Source organism: Nocardia sp. NPDC004582 (assembly GCF_053602115.1).
Map to the genome: position 1 here is coordinate 19,083 of NZ_JBSGCY010000064.1, position 16,892 is coordinate 35,974.

Consider the following 16,892-nt stretch of genomic DNA (forward strand, 5'->3'; position numbering starts at 1 on the left):
GACCAGGCAGCAAAGCGGTTCCGCCTGACCCATCCTGGAGTGAGTGGCATACCGGCAGCGTACGCGCCGGCCGGTTGGTTCCCCAGGGGTGTGAGCCAGCCTTGGCCGCACTGTGATCGGTGTTCCGGGCGCGCTCTCGGGCCCGGGTGGGCGGCGCGATAGCATCGGCGAGCTTGTCGAACGGAAGAAAGCCGGTGCAATTCCGGCGTGGTCGCGCCACTGTGAGAGCCAGACCTTCCCGGCGAGCGCCGAACCGTGCTGGGCGCGTAACCCGAGGAAGGCCGAGACCCTTGATCCTGCTGCTGTCCACCTCCGACACCGATCTGCTGAGCGCGCGCGCCAGCGGCGCCGCCTACCGGCTGGCCAATCCGGCCCGGCTGCTGCCGGAGGATCTGCCGAGCCTGCTGAACGGTGTGTCGCTGGTGATCGTGCGCGTACTGGGCGGCAAGCGGGCCTGGGAGGAGGGCCTCGAGACGGTGCGCGCCAGCGGAATTCCGGTGGTCGCCCTCGGCGGTGAGATCGCCCCCGACGCCGAGCTGATGCAGTGCTCGACGGTGCCGGGCGGTGTCGCGGCCGACGCGCACAACTATCTGGCCGCGGGCGGTCCGCGAAACCTGCTGCAGCTGCACAACTTCCTGTCCGACACGGTGCTGCTCACCGGCAACGGGTTCGAACCGCCGGTGGAGATGCCGAGCTGGGGCGAACTGGAACGGCACGCCCGCCCGGTTCCCGAGGACGCCCCGACGGTGGCCGTGGTCTACTACCGCGCCCAGCATCTGGCCGGGAACACCGCCTACATCGACGCGCTGTGCACCGCCATCGAGGCCAAGGGCGCTCGCGCACTGCCCGTGTACTGCGCCTCGTTGCGCACCGCGGAACCGGAGCTGCTCGCCATGCTCGGCACCGCCGACGCACTGGTGGTGACCGTGCTCGCGGCGGGTGGCACCAAGCCCGCGACCGCCTCGGCCGGTGGCGACGACGAGGCCTGGGATGTGGGCGCGCTCGCGGACCTGGATGTGCCGATCCTGCAGGGTCTGTGCCTGACCAGCGGCCGCGAGCAGTGGGAGGCCAATGACGACGGCCTGTCGCCGCTGGATGTCGCCACCCAGGTGGCGGTGCCGGAGTTCGACGGCCGCATCATCACGGTCCCGTTCTCGTTCAAGGAGTTCGACGCCGACGGGCTGTCGTCGTATGTGCCCGACGCCGAGCGCGCGGCCCGGGTGGCGGGTATCGCGGTGCGGTACGCGCGGCTGCGCCACATTCCGGCCGAGCGCAAGAAGATCGCGATCGTGCTGTCGGCGTACCCGACCAAGCACGCCCGCATCGGCAATGCCGTCGGCCTGGACACCCCGGCCAGCGCCATCCGGCTGCTCACCGAGATGCGCGCGGCCGGTTACGACCTCGGCGTGCCCGGTGAGGTCCCCGGCCTGGAGACCGCCGACGGCGACGCGCTGATCCACGCACTCATCGCGGCGGGCGGCCAGGACCCGGACTGGTTGAGCCAGGAACAGCTGGAGGGCAACCCGATTCGGATCGGCGCGGACCTGTACACCAGCTGGTTCGAGACGCTGCCGGAGGACCTGCGCGAGGCGGTCGTCGAGGCGTGGGGCCCGCCGCCGGGCGAGTTGTACGTGGACCGTTCCGCGGACCCGAAGGGCGAGATCGTCATCGCCGCCTTGCGTTTCGGCAATGTGGTGTTGATCGTGCAGCCGCCGCGCGGTTTCGGCGAGAACCCCGTCGCCATCTATCACGACCCGGATCTGCCGCCGAGCCACCACTATCTGGCCGCCTACCGCTGGCTGGCCGCCGCGGAGGGTTTCGCCGCCGACGCCGTGGTGCACCTGGGCAAGCACGGCAACCTGGAATGGCTGCCCGGCAAGACGCTCGGCATGTCGGCCTCCTGCGGCACCGATGCCGCGCTGGGCGATCTGCCGCTGATCTACCCGTTCCTGGTCAACGATCCGGGCGAGGGCACCCAGGCCAAGCGCCGCGCCCACGCCACCCTGGTCGACCATCTGATCCCGCCGATGGCGCGGGCGGAGACCTACGGCGACATCTCGCGGCTCGAGCAGCTGCTCGACGAGCACGCCAATATCTCCGCGCTCGACCCGGCCAAGCTGCCCGCCATCCGCCAGCAGATCTGGACGCTGATGCGCGCGGCCAAGATGGACCACGACCTCGGGCTCACCGAACGCCCGGACGAAGAGGTCTTCGACGACATGCTGCTGCACGTCGACGGCTGGCTGTGCGAGATCAAGGATGTGCAGATCCGTGACGGTCTGCACGTGCTCGGCCAGGCCCCGGCGGGCGAGGCCGAGGTGGACCTGGTGCTGGCCATGCTGCGCGCCCGTCAGCTGTGGGGCGGCGAGGTCAATGTGCCGGGTCTGCGGGAAGCGCTGGGGCTCAGCGAATCCGGCGACGAGAAGCGCGACCGGGTGGACGCCTTCGAACAGCTGGCGCGCGAACTGGTCTCGGGCATGCAGGAAGTCGACTGGGACGTCGAGTCCATCGACGCGGTCACCGAGGGCGTGTTCGGCGGGGAGCTCGCCGCGGCGGCGGGCCTCACCGACGCCGCCGCGCGCCTGGACGAGACGCGCCGGGTGCTGGGTTTCGCCGCCACCGAGGTGGTGCCGCGCCTGCGGCAGACCGGTGTCGAGATCGCCCGCATCCTGCACGCGCTGAATGGCGGGTTCATTCCGGCCGGGCCGAGTGGTTCGCCGTTGCGCGGCCTGATCAACGTGCTGCCCACCGGGCGCAACTTCTACTCCGTCGATCCGAAGGCGGTGCCGTCGCGGCTGGCCTGGGAAACCGGTCAGGCCATGGCGGATTCGCTGCTGGCCCGGTACCTGGCCGACCACGGCGAGTACCCGCGGTCGGTGGGCCTGTCGGTGTGGGGCACCTCGGCCATGCGGACCTCCGGCGACGATATCGCCGAGGTGTTCGCGCTGCTGGGCGTGCGGCCGGTGTGGGACGAGGCGAGCCGCCGCGTCACCCGGCTGGAAGCCATCGAGCTCGAGGAGCTGGGCCGTCCGCGCATCGACGTGACCGTGCGGATCAGCGGCTTCTTCCGCGACGCCTTCCCGCACGTGCTGGCCCTGCTCGACGACGCGGTGCGGCTGGCCGCCGGACTCGACGAGCCCGCCGACCGGAACTACGTGCGCGCCCACGCCCAGGCCGACCTGGCCGAGCATGGCGACGAACGCCGCGCCACCACACGCATTTTCGGCTCCAAGCCCGGCACCTACGGGGCGGGGCTGCTGCAGCTCATCGACTCCAAGAGCTGGCGCACCGACGACGACCTGGCCCGGGTGTACACCGCGTGGGGCGGGTTCGCCTACGGCCGCGACCTCGACGGCGCACCCGCCGCGGACGACATGCGGACCGCCTACCAGCGAATCGCGGTGGCGGCCAAGAACACCGACACCCGTGAACACGACATCGCCGACTCCGACGACTACTTCCAGTACCACGGCGGCATGGTGGCCGCGGTGCGCGCGTTCACCGGCGCCAACCCCGAGGCCTACATCGGCGACAGCACCCGCCCCGACGCGGTCCGCACCCGCACCCTGTCGGAGGAGACCACCCGGGTGTTCCGGGCGCGCGTGGTGAATCCGCGCTGGATCGAGGCCATGCGCCGGCACGGCTACAAGGGGGCGTTCGAGATGGCCGCCACCGTCGACTATCTGTTCGGCTACGACGCCACCACCAATGTGGTCGCCGACTGGATGTATGAAAAGCTGGCCGAGTCCTACGTTTTCGACGAGACCAACCGGAAGTTCATGGAGCAGTCCAATCCCTGGGCGCTGCACGGGATCGCGGAGCGTTTGCTGGAGGCGGCGGAGCGGAAGCTGTGGGAGCAGCCCGACACCGCGACCCTGGACCGGCTGCGGCAGGTCTACCTGGAGACCGAAGGCGAACTGGAGTAGGCGATTTCGCGTACCCGGACCGGGGTGGCCGCAGGACAGCAGCGGACAACCCCGGCACCGGGGTCTTCCCAGTGCGGGACTCCGAGAGGATTATGAGAACCGGACCCGGCGTCGGTCCCGGGGAGGCGGCGGGTCATCCGGTGACATGCCAGTCATGGTGCCGGGCCGAATAATTCGAAGTGGGGAGTCCCCGATTCGCTGTGCTTCGGGCAGCGCGTCCGAGTCGTCGAGCATGGCGTTCCATTACGGCACGCCTACTCGGTCATGCGGTGAATCGGTCCTTCGACGTAGGGAACCATTATGAGAATCGCCAAATTCGCCGCTACCGCACTGCTTTCGGTCGCCGCTCTGGGCGTCGCCACCGTCACCGCCCACGGCGCGCCCGCGCCGGGAATCAGCGGGACGGACCGGGGCGTCGACTATTCGGTCGCGCTGGCCCCGGATCACTCCGCCGTCACCACCACGCTCGCCAGCGGCCATTTCGACCTGGTCAATGGCGCGGTGAACGTGATCGCGCCCAATGGTGCCACCATCGCCTCGATGCCGCTGGCGTATCAGGTCGCTGATCGGTCGGTCAGCGTGCTGCCGACGGTCGACGCGTCCGGGACCACGCTGACCGTCCACCCGGCCGACCCGGCCGATCTGGCGACGCCCACCGCCGAGCAGGTGGCGTTGCAGAACATCTCGGACGGCTCGATCGTGGCCGGCGCGGCCATCGGGTGTGTCATCGGGGTGCTGATCGGGATCTGGTTCTTCGGTGTCGGCGCGATCATCGGCTGCCTGATCGGCGGCGTCATCGGCGCGGTGATCGGCGGCCAGCAACCGTGAGCTGAGCCGCGCCCCGCTGCCGGGCGGTTCCCGCGGATCGGCCCGGCAGCGGGTATCGCGTGAGTGCGGTTACGCCGCGGTGATTTCGATGCCGATGGTGCCGGCGTTGCCGCGGCGCAGCTTGCTGCCGGTGATGGTCAGCCAGCCCAGGATGCCGTACTTGCGCTTGATGAGATCGCGCACCCGGTCGCTGCCCGCGTCGTCGAGCACGACCGCGTGACCCTTGACGATCTCGCCGTGCGTCTTGCCGCGCACATCACAGGGTTGCAGCGTCACCTCGGGATTGCGCCGGATGCGCTTGACCTTCCAGCTGTCGGTGACCGTCCACACGTAGAGGCGGTCGCCGTCGAGGGCGGCCCACAGCGGCGTCGCCACCGCGGTGCCGTCCTTCTTGTAGGTGGTCAGATTGACGTAGCTCGCGGTGCCCACAGGCCCGAACGGGTTGTCCACGCTCGCAGCCTATCCGGTATGACTGGCCGCCGCCGCCAGGCGCCCGACCGTGGGCGATGCGGCGAAGTCGGCGACCAGATCGGCGAAGACCTCGCCGTGGGTGAGCGGGAGATAGTGTCCGGCATGCGGCACGACCAGCAGTCGCGCCGCCGGGGCGGCGCGCAGGAAACGCCGTTCGCCGAGCCGGAAATGGTCGTGGCCGCCGTTGATCAGCCGGATCGGGCCGGGATAGGCGGCCAGGGCCGCGGCGGGATCGAATCCGCGCAGGGCGGCGGCGACATCGGGAATCACCTCGGTGGCGATGCCGCCGCCCACGATGTCCCCGGCCACCCGTGCGGGCAGGACACGGCGGAAGACGTTCTCGCTGAACGCCTGTCCGCCATCGGGGCGGGCGGACAGGGCGCGGTGCATGAGGCCGAATCCGGTCGCCAGGGTTCGCCCCGGGGTCGCCGTGGCGCCGACGAGGACCGCGCCCGCCACCCGATCCGGGTGGGTCGTGGCCGTCGCGGCGGTGACGATGCCGCCCAGGGAATGGCCCACGACCAGTGCGCGACCGCCGAGTTCGTCGATCCCGGCGCGCACCGCCTCGACCGCGCCGGGCAGCGTGAAGCGCTCATCGCGGCGATGTCCGTGGCCGGGCAGGTCGATCGCCAGCACCGGGTGCCGCGGGGTGAGGTACTCGCTCACCTGCCCCCAGCAGGCGCCGCTCAATCGAATTCCGTGGACCAGCAGGATCGGCGTGGTCATGGTGTCCTCCCATCTCCAAATGCAACGCGACGTTGCGTTGCAATCACAGCACGCATCGATTCGCAACGCAACGTTGTGTTGTATTTTGGTCGGGTGACGACACCGGAACGGCGAACCGCGGGCGCGCCACGGCAGGCGGCCGCGATCTTCGCCGCGACCCTGGAACTGCTGGCGGACAAGGGATATGACGGCCTGACCATGGAGACGGTGGCCGCCCGGTCCGGGGTGAACAAGACCACGCTGTACCGGTGGTGGCCCGCCAAGGACGCGCTGCTGGCCGCGGCGCTCACCGACTCCGACCTGCTGAGCTTCCCGATGCCGGACACCGGCAGCCTGCGCGGCGATCTGCTGGGCCTGGCGCAGGCGATCGCCGGACTGCTCACCGCCCCCTCGACCGCGCCCGTGGCGACCGCGGTGCTGGCCGCGGCACCCGCACGACCACAACTCGCGGCGGTCGGGGCCGCGTTCTTCGCCGAACGGCTCGGCCGCGAACAGCCGGTGTTCGAGCGGGCCGTGGCGCGCGGCGAACTCGATCCCGGCTGCGACCCTGCGGCCATCATGGATCTGCTGGGCGGGGCCATCTGGTTCCGGCTGCTCCTGCGCGGGCAGCCGCTGACACCCGAATACCTCTCGGGTGCGGTCGATCTCGTGGTGGACGGGCTGCCCGGGGCGGGCTGACCCGGCGTTGGCGATGCTAGCCGGAATCGGCGCTGTCGCAGGCGGGCCGGGCACCCACGATTCGCAGGGCCACGGCCGCGTAGTCCGCGCCGATCTCGTCGGGGGTGCGGCGGTAGTCGGCGTGGTACCAGCGGGAGGTGTCCACGCACAGCGACATGAGCGCCAAGGTGGCCGCGTGGGTATCGGCGACATCGAAGACGCCGTCGCCGACACCCCGGGCGACCAGGTCGCGGACCAGCCGGTGGATGGCGACCTGGAGCTCGGTGACCTCGGCGCGATGGTCGGAGGTGAGGTCGGTGAGGTGGTGCAGGACCACGCGGACCGAGGCGGCGTGCTCGGCGTGCCAGACCGTCAGGTCGCGCACCACGGCGGCGAGCCGATCGGCGACACCGCCGGTGCCCGCGGCCGCGGTGGTGGCGACCTGCTCGGTCAGCCGCATCGACGACAACGAGATGCGGTAGAGGACTTCCTCTTTGGACCCGAAGTGCACATAGAGCCCGGCCGGGCTCAGACCCGCGCGGGCGGCGATGTCACGGGTGGTGGTGGCGTGGAAGCCGCGTTCGGCGAAGGCGTCGATGGCGGCCAGGAAGATCCGGCGCTGGCCCTCGGGGAAGCGGCGCTGGGTGAGTTCCTGCTGCGCGACCGCGGCGGTGCCGCGACCGTCGTCACCGGCGGTGCCGCGACCGTCGTCCGTGGCGCGCGCCGCCGTGCCGTCATTACCCATCGAACGAGTATCTCCCAGAGAGTATTTCGACCGCTCACCGGCCGGGCACGCAATGTGCTCGCCCGGCGCCGGTGCCCGTCGACGATGATCGCGACGGGTGCGGGGCCGATCATTCGGGAAGGCCGTCGCGCCAGTAGAGCTCCACGGGGTTGAACCCGGCCGGGTCGGGCCGGCGCGGTGCGATGCGATGGAATCCGGCTTGTTTCATGGTGCTTCGAACGATGTCGCCGTCGATGTACTTGTCGTGGATCTCGAGCACGATGCGGTCGACGGCGTCCATCCACGGCCGTGGGGTCGCGAAGATATCGGCCTCGCTGCCCTCGACGTCGACCTTCAGCAGGTCGACATGGTCGAGGCCGTGCCGGTCCAGCAGTTGTGCCACCGTGCGGGCGGGAAGGGTGCGCGGTGGGCGCGCGAGAGTGTTCTCCAGCCGCCAGGGCCGCCCGCGGCGCAGTTCGTACACCGCGGGGACGGCGGTGCAGGTGTCCCAGAACGCGCTGACCGCGAACTCCAGCTCACCCGCCGCGCCGGACACGGCGCAATCCTCCACGATCCAGTCCATCCCCGACAGCGACCGGTTGCGGTACAGCACCTGTCGGCTCTCGTCGATCGGCTCCACCGTGAGCAGCTGTCGCGGCCGGTAGCGGGCGGTGAAGTAGGCGGCGGCCTGCCCGGTGTTGCCGCCGAGGTCGACGATGGTGTCCAAGGCGTCGATATCGGTGTCGAGGGCATAGACCTCGTTGAGCTCGTAGTAGCGGTGCAGGAAGATCTGCCAGAGGATGAGCAGGTCACTCTGATTGCGGCGCACCATGATCGACGCGCCGTCACGGGGCGTGGCGAATCGCAGCGCGATCAATTCCTCGCCCGTCAGGGGCGTGCCCGCCACGCCGAGAAAGCGACGAGCCATCCAGAACGGCGCGCGTATCCGGCTGCCGCCACGGGCCGCGGCGACGGCGATACCCATGTCGCGGATCGTGCCGGCGGCTTCGCGCGCCAGGGCTCGTGAGGTGCCGACTCCGAAGGCGCGGTCGGCGTCCGAGCGCAAGTAGGCCAGATTCATGACATCTCCTGTCCGAGTGTGTGATCCGGGTCTGACTGTCGATCAGCTGGGGCTCGGGACGGCAGGACGGGCAGGCGAATCCGCGATCACCAGGGTAGCTGAGTGATAGCTGTCAGCTCTGGCGGCCGTCGTCGGTGGCCCGGTCCGTGCCGACACACCCGCCCGGCGCTTGGCTCATCACCGGGGCCTGCGACCGTAACTTGGATGTCGGGCCCACCTCGTGGGTGGACGGTCAGGGAAGGGACGCATGGCGATGAGCAGGCGGAGTTTCGTGGTGGGGAGCGCGGTGGCGGCATCGGCCGCGGTGGCGGCGTGCGGGACCGAGGACTCGGCGTCGGGCGCCTCGGCGGACGTCATCTTCACCGGTGGGCCCATCATCACGGTCGCTGGCGGTACGCCCGAGGTGCGGGCTCTGGCCGTGACGGGCGGGCGGATCAGCGCGGTGGGCTCCGAATCGGAGGTGATGGCACTACGCGGGCCCGCCACGAAGCTGGTGGAGCTGCGGGGCCGGGCCTTGTTGCCCGCGTTCGTGGAACCGCACAGTCATCCCTCGCAGATCGCCGCCGCGCTCGCGCCGCCCGCGGTCGACGTGCGGCCGTTCACGGTGCCGAGCGGGGACGGGGTGAACGCGAAGCTGGCCGAGGCGGTGCGGAGCGCGCAGCCGGGGGAGTCGATCCTGTTGTACGGGATCGATGTGCTGTTGCAGGACGGGCTCGTGTTGCCGACCGTGCGGAGTCTCGACGCGGCCGCGCCCGCGAATCCGGTTGTCGTGGTGGCCAACAGCGGACATGCCGCGTATGGCAATACCGCGGCGTTGAAGCAGGCGGGGATCACGCGCGACACCCCGAATCCGCCGGGGGCGGAATACGTGCACGGACCCGATGGTGAACTGACCGGCGAGGTGCGCGAGGCGGCCGCGATCCTGCGGCTGACCGAGCCGTTGCAGGCGTCGGTCGAGGGTGGGATGCCCGACCGATTGCGCTGGGCCTATACGCAATTGGCGGCCGCCGGGTACGCCACCGCCAGTGAGCACACCGGCAGCGCCGACTCCGGGAAGCTGTACACGGCGGTGGCCGCCGACCCGGCCTGCCCGATCCGGATCCGCTCCTACACCATGGGAACACCGGAGCTGGCCGCCGATGCCACCCACGTGCCCGGTCGGGCAGTCGGCGGGGACGCCCTGTTCGGTGTCATCGGCATGAAGCTGTGGGCGGACGGATCGCCGTGGCAGGGCAATATTTTCACCACCTTCCCCTATCTGACGAACGAGGCCACCGCCCGCATGGGCCTGGAGCCGCACCATCACGGCGGCATGAACTACACGCCCGAGCAGATCACCGACCTGGCCGCCGCGTTCGTCGCGCAGGGCTGGCAGCCCGCCTGCCACGTGCACGGCGACGCGGCCGTGGACGTGGTGCTCGACGCCTTCGAGCAGGCCCTCGCCGGGAAGGGCGGCGAGCTGCGGCCGCGACTCGAGCACTGCGGGGCGATGCGGCCCGACCAGTTCGCGCGCGCCGCCACCCTCGGGGTGACGGTGAGCTTCTTCATCGAGCACGTCTACTACTGGGGTGACGTGCTGATGGACGAGCTGTTCGGTCCCGATCACGGCGCGCACTGGATGTCGGCGAAGGCGGCGCTGGACGCGGGCCTGCGGATCTCGTTCCACAATGACGGCACGGTCACTCCGCCCGACCCGATCGGCAATATCGCCACCGCCGTCACCCGCACCGCGCGCGGCAGCGGTCGCGTCCTGGCCCCCGAGCAGTGCCTGAGCGTCGACGCCGCGATCAAGGCGCAGACCCTCGACGCGGCCTGGCAGCTGCACCTCGACGCCGAGATCGGCAGCCTGGAACCGGGCAAGTACGCGGATCTGGTGGTGCTGTCGGGCAATCCGCGTGCCGTGCCGCCGGAGTCGTTGCGCGCCTTGACCGTCGAGGCCACCTACCTCATGGGTCGGCAGACCTTCGGCGAACCACTCGCCTGACCCGTCACCCGACGCGGGTCAGCACCCGCGGGCCCGCGTCGGTGATGGCGATGGTGTGCTCGGAGTGCGCGGTGCGCGATCCGTCCGCCGAGCGCAGGGTCCAGCCGTCGGGATCGGTGACGATGCGGTCGGTGCCGCGCGCGAACCACGGCTCGATCGCCAGGGTCAGGCCCGGGCGCAGCCGGAAGCCGCGCCCGGCGCGCCCGTCATTGGGGACGTGCGGGTCCTCGTGCATGGTGCGGCCCAGACCGTGGCCGCCGTATTCGGTATTGATCGGGTAGCCGTGGTCGCGGGCCACGGTGGCGATGGCCGCGGACAGGTCGCCGATGGTGTTGCCGGGCTCGGCGACCGCGATGGCCGCGTCGAGGGCCTGCTCGGTGGCGCGGATCAGCCGTTCGTCCTCGGGGTCGCGGCGGCCCACGATGACCGTGACCGCGGAGTCGGCGACCCAGCCGTCGATGCTCACCGCCAGATCCATGCTGAGCACGTCGCCGTCGCGCAGCGTGTAGTCGAACGGGAGTCCGTGCAGCACGGCGTCGTTCACCGACAGGCAGATGGTGTTGCGGAACGGGCCGCGCCCGAAGCTGGGGGAGTAGTCCCAATAGCAGGAGACCGCGCCGCGCTCCCGGATGCGTTCGCGGACCACGGCTTCCAGCTCCAGCAGGTTGACTCCGATCCGGGCTCGCTCCCGTAGTTCGGCGAGCACACCGGCGACGAACTGCCCGGTCACGTGCATGCTGTCGATCTCGGCGAGGCTCTTGAGTTCCACCATGACTACCTCCATCAATCGGTATTTTAATACCGACCATAGCGGCTTGCGGTATTTAAATACCAACCGTAGGGTGGCCGGTATGGTCCGACTGCCCCTCACGCCCGCCCAGCTCGAAGCCGGACGCCGCCTGGGCGCGGCCCTGCGCACCGCCCGCGCCGGCCGCGATCTGGCGGACGTGGCCGCGAGCGCGGGTATGTCGCCGGAGACGCTGCGCAAGATCGAATCGGGGCGGCTGCCCACGCCCGCGTTCGGGACGGTGGTCGCTTTGAGCCGCACCCTGGACATCCCCCTCGACGAGCTGGCCGAGATCTGGCATCCCGGCGACGCGGAGCAGCGCTCGGCCTCGTAACCCGTTGCCGGGGAAGGTGACCCGCCGGTCTCAGTCGCCGGTCAGCTCGACCGGCACCGCCAGCACATCCACCATCGCGCCATTGCGCAGCACCGTCACCGGCAGGGTGCGGCCGATGGCGTCGGCGAACAACTGCCGCTGAATGCCCTGCGCGTCGCGGATCTCGGTGCGCGCGATACTCAGCACCAGGTCCCCGCGCCGCAGCCCGGCCCGTTCGGCGGGACCGCCGCGTACCACCTCCACGATCCGCAGTCCCGCGTCCTGGCCGGTGCGGGCGGCGACCGCGGTCGGCAGGGGAGCGGGCACCCCGACCACGCCCAGATAGGCGCGTCGGACCCGGCCCTCGGTGAGCAGCGTGCTGATGATGCGGCGGGTGGTGACGTTGATCGGAATCGCCAGACCCAGCCCGATGCCGGCGACCGCGGTATTGATCCCCACCACCCGGCCAGCCGAATCAGCCAGCGCGCCACCGGAATTGCCGGGGTTGAGGGCGGCGTCGGTCTGGATCACGTCCTCGATGACGCGCGCGGTGCGCCGGTTGCCGACCGGCACCGAGCGGCCCAGCGCGCTCACCACGCCCGCGGTCACCGACCCGGCCAGCCCCAGCGGGCTCCCGACCGCCACCACCAGCTGCCCGACCACCAGGGTGTCGGCGTCCCCGAGCCGCACCGCGGCGGGTGCGCCGCCGCGGGCGCGCAGCACCGCCAGATCCGAGAGCGGATCCACCCCCACCACATCGAAGGTCGATTCCAGGCCGTCGGCGAACACCACCGTCCCCTGGCTCGCCTCGCCGACCACGTGCGCGTTGGTGAGCAGGAATCCGTCGGCGGTGAACACCACCGCCGATCCGCCGCCGCGCCGGGTCTGCACGCTGGCCACATGCGGGGTCACCGTGGCGGCGACCGCGATCACGGTGCGCGAGTAGGCGTCCATGGCCTCGGGGTCCGGCGGGCCGAAACCCGGCGGGGGCGCGGGGTCGGGGTTCTCGTCCCAGGGCGAGAGGGCAGCTTCGTCGTCCACGACGACCACCATCCGATTACGTGATTACAGTGCGTAATCCCAGAATGCGCGCGCCCGTGGCACCGCGACAACCGGTTCGCCGACAGCGCAAACCAGCACACGGCTGAGCACAGACCCGTACACGGCTGAGCGTAGAACCGGCACACGGCTCAGCCCTGGCCGTATTCGGACTCAGCGCAGGCGGTACTTCAGGTGGGTGACCCGGGAGCCGGGCACGATCTCCGGATCCTCCAGCAGCACCGGCGCGTTCGCCAGCTCGCCCAGCAGCGGCACCCCGCCGCCCAGCAGCACCGGCACCAGATCGACCCAGACCTCGTCGAGCAGGCCCGCGTCGAGGCACTGCCGGGCCACGTCGCCGCCGCTGACACCGACCATCCGGTCCCCGGCGATGCCGCGGGCCACGTCGATGGCCTCCTTCACCCCGCCGGTGACGAACGTGAACGGCGCGTCGGGGTGCTCGGCGATCCATTGATCGGGCACGGTGTGGGTGACCACCACGATCGGCTTGTCCGCCGGATGCACCCCGCCCCAGCCATCGGTCAGGGTGAACAACCGCTTGCCGACCACGTACACCCCGACCCCGTCGAGCCAGGCCCGCAGGTATGCGGCGTCGGAGGCGGTCAGCGTGAACGGGATCTCGGGGTGGGTGCTGGCGATCGGCACGTCGCCGCCCTGGTACCAGGCGAACAGGTGCTCGAAACCGGTTTCGCCGGGGCCCGCGATGAATCCGTCGAGGGACATGCTCGCGCCGGTGACTACCTTGCTCATGGCCGTACTCCTTCAGCAGGGGGACGAATCGGCGTGTTTCGCCGTCTCTGCCTGGAAGTCGGCGCCGCCTCCGGGAAATCATCGTTGTCGCGTGACGAATTTTCCCGGGAAGCGGACCGGTACGACCGAATCAGGTCGCCTGGCTCACCGAGGACATGTGGAAATCGGGAATCCGCAACGGCGGCATGGCCGTCCGGGTGAACCAGTCCTTCCACTCGCGCGGCAGCGTGATCTCGGTGCGCCCGGCCTCCGATACCCGCCGCAACAGGTCCAGGGGGCTCTCGTTGAAGCGGAAGTTGTTCACCGCCCCGGTCACCTCGCCGTTCTCCACCAGGTAGACGCCGTCGCGGGTGAGGCCGGTGAGCAGCAGCGTGGCCGGATCCACCTCGCGGATGTACCACAGGCAGGTCAGCAGCAGACCGCGTTCGGTGCGCGCGATCATGTCGGTCAGAGTGGCGTCGCCGCCGCCGGTCATGAGCAGGTTCTCGCCGGGCAGCGTGACGGGGGCGTCGAATTCGGCGGCGGTGGCGCGCGGATACACCAGCGACTCGATCACGCCCTCGCGCACCCAGTCGGTGCGCTGCGCGGTCAGGCCGTTGTCGAACACCGACAGCGACTCCGACGACGACGGCGTCGCCACGAAGGGCCGGTACTCGAGGCCCGCCGCGCTCGGATCCGAGGACAGGGTCAGCGGAATCCCGGTGAGCCGCTCCCCGATTCGGGTGCCGCCCGCGCGGGAGAAGGCGGTGTGGCCCTCGTGCGCGCCGCGGCCCTCCATGGACCAGGCCATATAGATCATCAGATCCGCGACCGCCGAGGGCGGCAGCAGCGTCTCGTAGCGGCCCGCGGGCAGCTCGACGCGGCGCTTGGACCAGTCCAGGCGCCGGGACAGCTCGGCCAGCAGGGCGGGGGTGTCGACATCGGCGAAATCGGTGGTGCCGGTGCCGACCCAGGCGCTGGCCAGGTCCGCGCCCTCGCCGCGTTTGCCGTTGATCTCCACCGAACCGGTCGGCTGCACCCAGCGCCGGCGCAGCCCGGTGGAGGTGCCCAGCCAGGTCGAGTGCATCTGGTGGTGGGCGAAACCGTAGAGGCGGTCCGAGCCGTCGAAACCGGCGGCGAGATCGCTTGCCAGCGTGGTGAACACCCCGATGTCGGTGGTCGCCGGGTCGCCGTCCCAATCCAGCAGCCGGTCCAGGGTGTCGGCGTCGACGGCGTCGGGATCCAGCAGCGGCATGGCGTCGCGCGCTGGCTCGGCGTCGCGGGCGGCCTGTTCGCCGGCCCGCACCACGGCCTCGATCTCGGCGGGATCCACGCTCGTGGAACTCACGCTGCCGACCCGCGCGACGGTCGGGCCCTCCCGGAACACCGAGATCACCGCCCAATCGCGCGCCACCGAGGAACCGTTGGTGGTCATGGAGTTTCCGGCCCAGCGCAGCGACGCCTCGTGCGCGTCGGTGACGATCACCATGGCCTCGTCGGCGCGCGAGGCCCGCAGCGCGCGTTCGACGACCTCGGGGGCGGGGAGCACACTCACCGTGTCGGTCCTTTCCTACTGTCCGGCTTCGGCGCGGGTATTGAGAATATTGATGCCGCGCACCAGCACCGACGGGCAGCCGTGCGAAACCGCCGCCACCTGACCGGGTTGCGCCTTGCCGCAGTTGAACGCCCCGCCCAGCACCCAGGTCGAGGGCCCGCCGACGGCCTCCATGGCACCCCAGAAGTCGGTGGTGGTGGCCTGGTAGGCGACATCGCGCACCTGCCCGGCCAGTTCACCGTCGCGGATCCGGAAGAAGCGCTGACCGGTGAATTGGAAGTTGTAGCGCTGCATATCGATCGACCACGATTTGTCGCCGACGATGTAGAGACCGTTCTCCACGCGGGAGATGAGTTCGGCGGTGCTGGTGTCGCGCTCCGGATCGGGTTGCAGCGACACATTGGCCATGCGCTGGATGGGCACGTGGTGTGCGGAATCGGCGTAGGAGCAGCCATTGGAGCGGTCCAGGCCCAGCTTCGGGGCGAACACCCGGTCGAGCTGATAGCCGACCAGCACGCCGTCGCGCACCAGATCCCAGCGCTGCCCGGCCACGCCCTCGTCGTCCCAGCCGACGGTGGCCAGGCCGTGCTCCTGGGTACGGTCACCGGTGACGTGCATGATCGGGGTGCCGTAGCGCAGCGTGCCGAGCTGGTCGGGGGTGGCGAACGAGGTACCCGCATAAGCGGATTCGTAGCCGATGGCGCGGTCGTACTCGGTGGCGTGGCCGATGGACTCGTGGATGGTGAGCCACAGGTTGCTGGGGTCGATGACCAGATCGGCGGGGCCCGCCTCGACAGTGGGGGCCTTCACCTTCTCCGCCAGCCACTCCGGCATCCGCGCGAGTTCGCCCGCCCAGTCCCAGTTTCCGTCCGCGCCGGTCACGTACTCCCAGCCGCGCCCGGCCGGGGCGGCCAGGGTGCGCATGGTCTCGAACACGCCCGCGGCGGGATCGACGGTGATGGCCTCGAACTGCGGGTGCAGGCGCACCCGCTGCTGAGTGATGCGCGAGCCGAAGGTGTCGGCGTAGAAGGTCTGCTCCTTGACCTGCAGCACCGCCGCCGTCACGTGATCCACGCCGTCGGCGGAGCTGAGCCGCTGCGAATAGTCCAGCAGCAGCGCCACTTTCTCCGGCGTCGGCACCTCGAAGGGGTCGATGTCGTAGGCGGAGACGTACTCGGCGTCGGCGTAGCGCGGCTCCGGAGCCAGTTCCACGCGTTCGCGATTGAGCGCGCGCAGCGTCCGCGCCACCGTCACCGCGCGCCGCGCCACCTGGGAGGCGGTCTCGGCGGTGGGGTCGGCGTGCGAGGCGAAACCCCAGGTGCCGTCGACGATCACGCGCACCGCGAACCCGAGATCGGCACTGTCGGACACCGATTCGACGCGGCCGTCGCGCAACCTGATGGACTGCTGCACGAGCCGATGCACCCGCAGGTCCGCGTACTCGGCCCCGGCCGCGCGGGCCGCGCTCAACGCCGCGTCGGCGAGCGCGGACAGCGGCAGCGCGCGGAACTGGCCGTCGATGACCTTGGTAGCGATGCTCACCCGCACCACGCTAGAGGGCGACACGCCGGGGGTTCAAGAAACCACGCAGCGCGACCGAAATTCACCACACGCACGACTGCATACGCTGCAACAATGCGTGAAGTGCGAAGAAGCACACCGGGAAACGGCACGCTCAACGGCCGGACATTCCGCGGATTGCCGATCGGATGCCGTACTGTCTGCCCGCGTGCCGCCATCCGCACTCCGCGATCGCAAACGGGAACGTACCCGCCGAGCCCTGCTCGAAGCCGCCGTAGAACAGTTCGAGAGCCGAGGATACGAGGCGGCCACCGTCGCCGATATCGCGGCCGCCGCCGAGGTCGGCACCCGGACGTTCTTCAACTACTTCGCCAGCAAAGAGGAACTGCTGTTCCCCGAGCCGGACGAACGCGTGCAGGCCGCCGTGCGCGCCATCGCCACCCGCCGCCCCGGTGAACGCCCCGTCGAGGTACTGCTGCGCGCGCTGCGCGCCGCCGGCGACAATCCCGGCGACCACCTCGGCGACGACCT

At 70.5% G+C, this 16,892-nt stretch carries 15 protein-coding genes; 6 read left to right on the top strand and 9 right to left on the bottom strand.

Annotated elements, in window-relative coordinates:
- The first annotated feature begins 290 nt into the window (after positions 1-290).
- Both cobN and ACWELJ_RS19015 read left to right on the top strand, forming a co-directional pair.
- A complete protein-coding gene (gene cobN, locus ACWELJ_RS19010) occupies positions 291-3,926 on the top strand; it encodes a cobaltochelatase subunit CobN (protein WP_452367446.1) in 3,636 nt (1,211 codons plus the stop codon).
- A gap of 300 nt (positions 3,927-4,226) precedes the next feature.
- Entirely contained in the window at positions 4,227-4,754 is a 528-nt protein-coding gene (locus ACWELJ_RS19015) for a hypothetical protein (protein ID WP_452367447.1), read from the top strand.
- A 69-nt stretch (positions 4,755-4,823) separates the two neighbouring features.
- On the opposite strand, the gene ACWELJ_RS19020 is transcribed toward ACWELJ_RS19015, so the two are convergent.
- Both ACWELJ_RS19020 and ACWELJ_RS19025 read right to left on the bottom strand, forming a co-directional pair.
- A complete protein-coding gene (locus tag ACWELJ_RS19020) occupies positions 4,824-5,204 on the bottom strand; it encodes a PPOX class F420-dependent oxidoreductase (RefSeq protein WP_452367448.1) in 381 nt (126 codons plus the stop codon).
- 9 nt (positions 5,205-5,213) lie between these two features.
- Positions 5,214-5,951, bottom strand: a complete 738-nt coding sequence (locus ACWELJ_RS19025) for an alpha/beta fold hydrolase (protein ID WP_452367449.1) — start codon at positions 5,949-5,951, stop codon at positions 5,214-5,216.
- A gap of 93 nt (positions 5,952-6,044) precedes the next feature.
- On the opposite strand from ACWELJ_RS19025, the gene ACWELJ_RS19030 reads away from it, so the two are divergent.
- On the top strand, positions 6,045-6,629 hold the full coding sequence (locus ACWELJ_RS19030; RefSeq protein WP_452367450.1) for a TetR/AcrR family transcriptional regulator: 585 nt from the start codon (positions 6,045-6,047) through the stop codon (positions 6,627-6,629).
- 16 nt (positions 6,630-6,645) lie between these two features.
- On the opposite strand, the gene ACWELJ_RS19035 is transcribed toward ACWELJ_RS19030, so the two are convergent.
- Complete coding sequence (locus ACWELJ_RS19035; protein WP_452367451.1) at positions 6,646-7,353, bottom strand: TetR family transcriptional regulator; 708 nt, start codon at positions 7,351-7,353, stop codon at positions 6,646-6,648.
- A gap of 109 nt (positions 7,354-7,462) precedes the next feature.
- Positions 7,463-8,413 carry an FkbM family methyltransferase gene (locus tag ACWELJ_RS19040; protein WP_452367452.1) on the bottom strand — a complete coding sequence of 317 codons (951 nt, stop codon included), beginning with the start codon at positions 8,411-8,413 and terminating at the stop codon, positions 7,463-7,465.
- Positions 8,414-8,660: 247 nt separating this feature from the next.
- On the opposite strand from ACWELJ_RS19040, the gene ACWELJ_RS19045 reads away from it, so the two are divergent.
- The gene (locus ACWELJ_RS19045; protein ID WP_452367453.1) at positions 8,661-10,397 is read left to right on the top strand and encodes an amidohydrolase; all 1,737 of its coding nucleotides are present in this window, start codon (positions 8,661-8,663) and stop codon (positions 10,395-10,397) included.
- Positions 10,398-10,401: 4 nt separating this feature from the next.
- Here the strand turns inward: ACWELJ_RS19045 and map are convergent, their stop codons facing one another.
- Entirely contained in the window at positions 10,402-11,169 is a 768-nt protein-coding gene (map, locus tag ACWELJ_RS19050) for a type I methionyl aminopeptidase (RefSeq protein ID WP_452367454.1), read from the bottom strand.
- 79 nt (positions 11,170-11,248) lie between these two features.
- On the opposite strand from map, the gene ACWELJ_RS19055 reads away from it, so the two are divergent.
- Positions 11,249-11,518, top strand: coding sequence for a helix-turn-helix transcriptional regulator (locus ACWELJ_RS19055; protein ID WP_452367455.1), 270 nt, complete (start codon positions 11,249-11,251; stop codon positions 11,516-11,518).
- A 30-nt stretch (positions 11,519-11,548) separates the two neighbouring features.
- Here the strand turns inward: ACWELJ_RS19055 and ACWELJ_RS19060 are convergent, their stop codons facing one another.
- The 4 genes from ACWELJ_RS19060 to ACWELJ_RS19075 all read right to left on the bottom strand — a co-directional run bounded on the left by ACWELJ_RS19060 (position 11,549) and on the right by ACWELJ_RS19075 (position 16,382).
- Entirely contained in the window at positions 11,549-12,451 is a 903-nt protein-coding gene (locus tag ACWELJ_RS19060) for a S1C family serine protease (RefSeq protein WP_452367461.1), read from the bottom strand.
- Positions 12,452-12,709: 258 nt separating this feature from the next.
- Positions 12,710-13,306, bottom strand: a complete 597-nt coding sequence (locus tag ACWELJ_RS19065; RefSeq protein ID WP_452367456.1) for a dihydrofolate reductase family protein — start codon at positions 13,304-13,306, stop codon at positions 12,710-12,712.
- Between the two features lie 130 nt (positions 13,307-13,436).
- On the bottom strand, positions 13,437-14,834 hold the full coding sequence (locus ACWELJ_RS19070; protein WP_452367462.1) for a metallopeptidase TldD-related protein: 1,398 nt from the start codon (positions 14,832-14,834) through the stop codon (positions 13,437-13,439).
- Positions 14,835-14,855: 21 nt separating this feature from the next.
- Complete coding sequence (locus ACWELJ_RS19075) at positions 14,856-16,382, bottom strand: TldD/PmbA family protein (RefSeq protein WP_452367457.1); 1,527 nt, start codon at positions 16,380-16,382, stop codon at positions 14,856-14,858.
- 187 nt (positions 16,383-16,569) lie between these two features.
- Between ACWELJ_RS19075 and ACWELJ_RS19080 the strand changes: the two genes are divergently transcribed.
- The coding region (locus ACWELJ_RS19080) for a TetR family transcriptional regulator (RefSeq protein WP_452367458.1) at positions 16,570-16,892 on the top strand (323 nt) is incomplete at its 3' end.

Excerpts from the sequence above, each read along its gene's own strand:
- ACWELJ_RS19015 (WP_452367447.1), top strand. The coding sequence starts at position 4,227 with ATGAGAATCGCCAAATTCGCCGCTACCGCACTGCTTTCGGTCGCCGCT.
- ACWELJ_RS19025 (WP_452367449.1), bottom strand. The coding sequence starts at position 5,951 with ATGACCACGCCGATCCTGCTGGTCCACGGAATTCGATTGAGCGGCGCC.
- ACWELJ_RS19035 (WP_452367451.1), bottom strand. The coding sequence starts at position 7,353 with ATGGGTAATGACGGCACGGCGGCGCGCGCCACGGACGACGGTCGCGGC.
- ACWELJ_RS19040 (WP_452367452.1), bottom strand. The coding sequence starts at position 8,413 with ATGAATCTGGCCTACTTGCGCTCGGACGCCGACCGCGCCTTCGGAGTC.
- ACWELJ_RS19045 (WP_452367453.1), top strand. The coding sequence starts at position 8,661 with ATGGCGATGAGCAGGCGGAGTTTCGTGGTGGGGAGCGCGGTGGCGGCA.
- map (WP_452367454.1), bottom strand. The coding sequence starts at position 11,169 with ATGGTGGAACTCAAGAGCCTCGCCGAGATCGACAGCATGCACGTGACC.
- ACWELJ_RS19055 (WP_452367455.1), top strand. The coding sequence starts at position 11,249 with ATGGTCCGACTGCCCCTCACGCCCGCCCAGCTCGAAGCCGGACGCCGC.
- ACWELJ_RS19060 (WP_452367461.1), bottom strand. The coding sequence starts at position 12,451 with ATGGACGCCTACTCGCGCACCGTGATCGCGGTCGCCGCCACGGTGACC.
- ACWELJ_RS19065 (WP_452367456.1), bottom strand. The coding sequence starts at position 13,306 with ATGAGCAAGGTAGTCACCGGCGCGAGCATGTCCCTCGACGGATTCATC.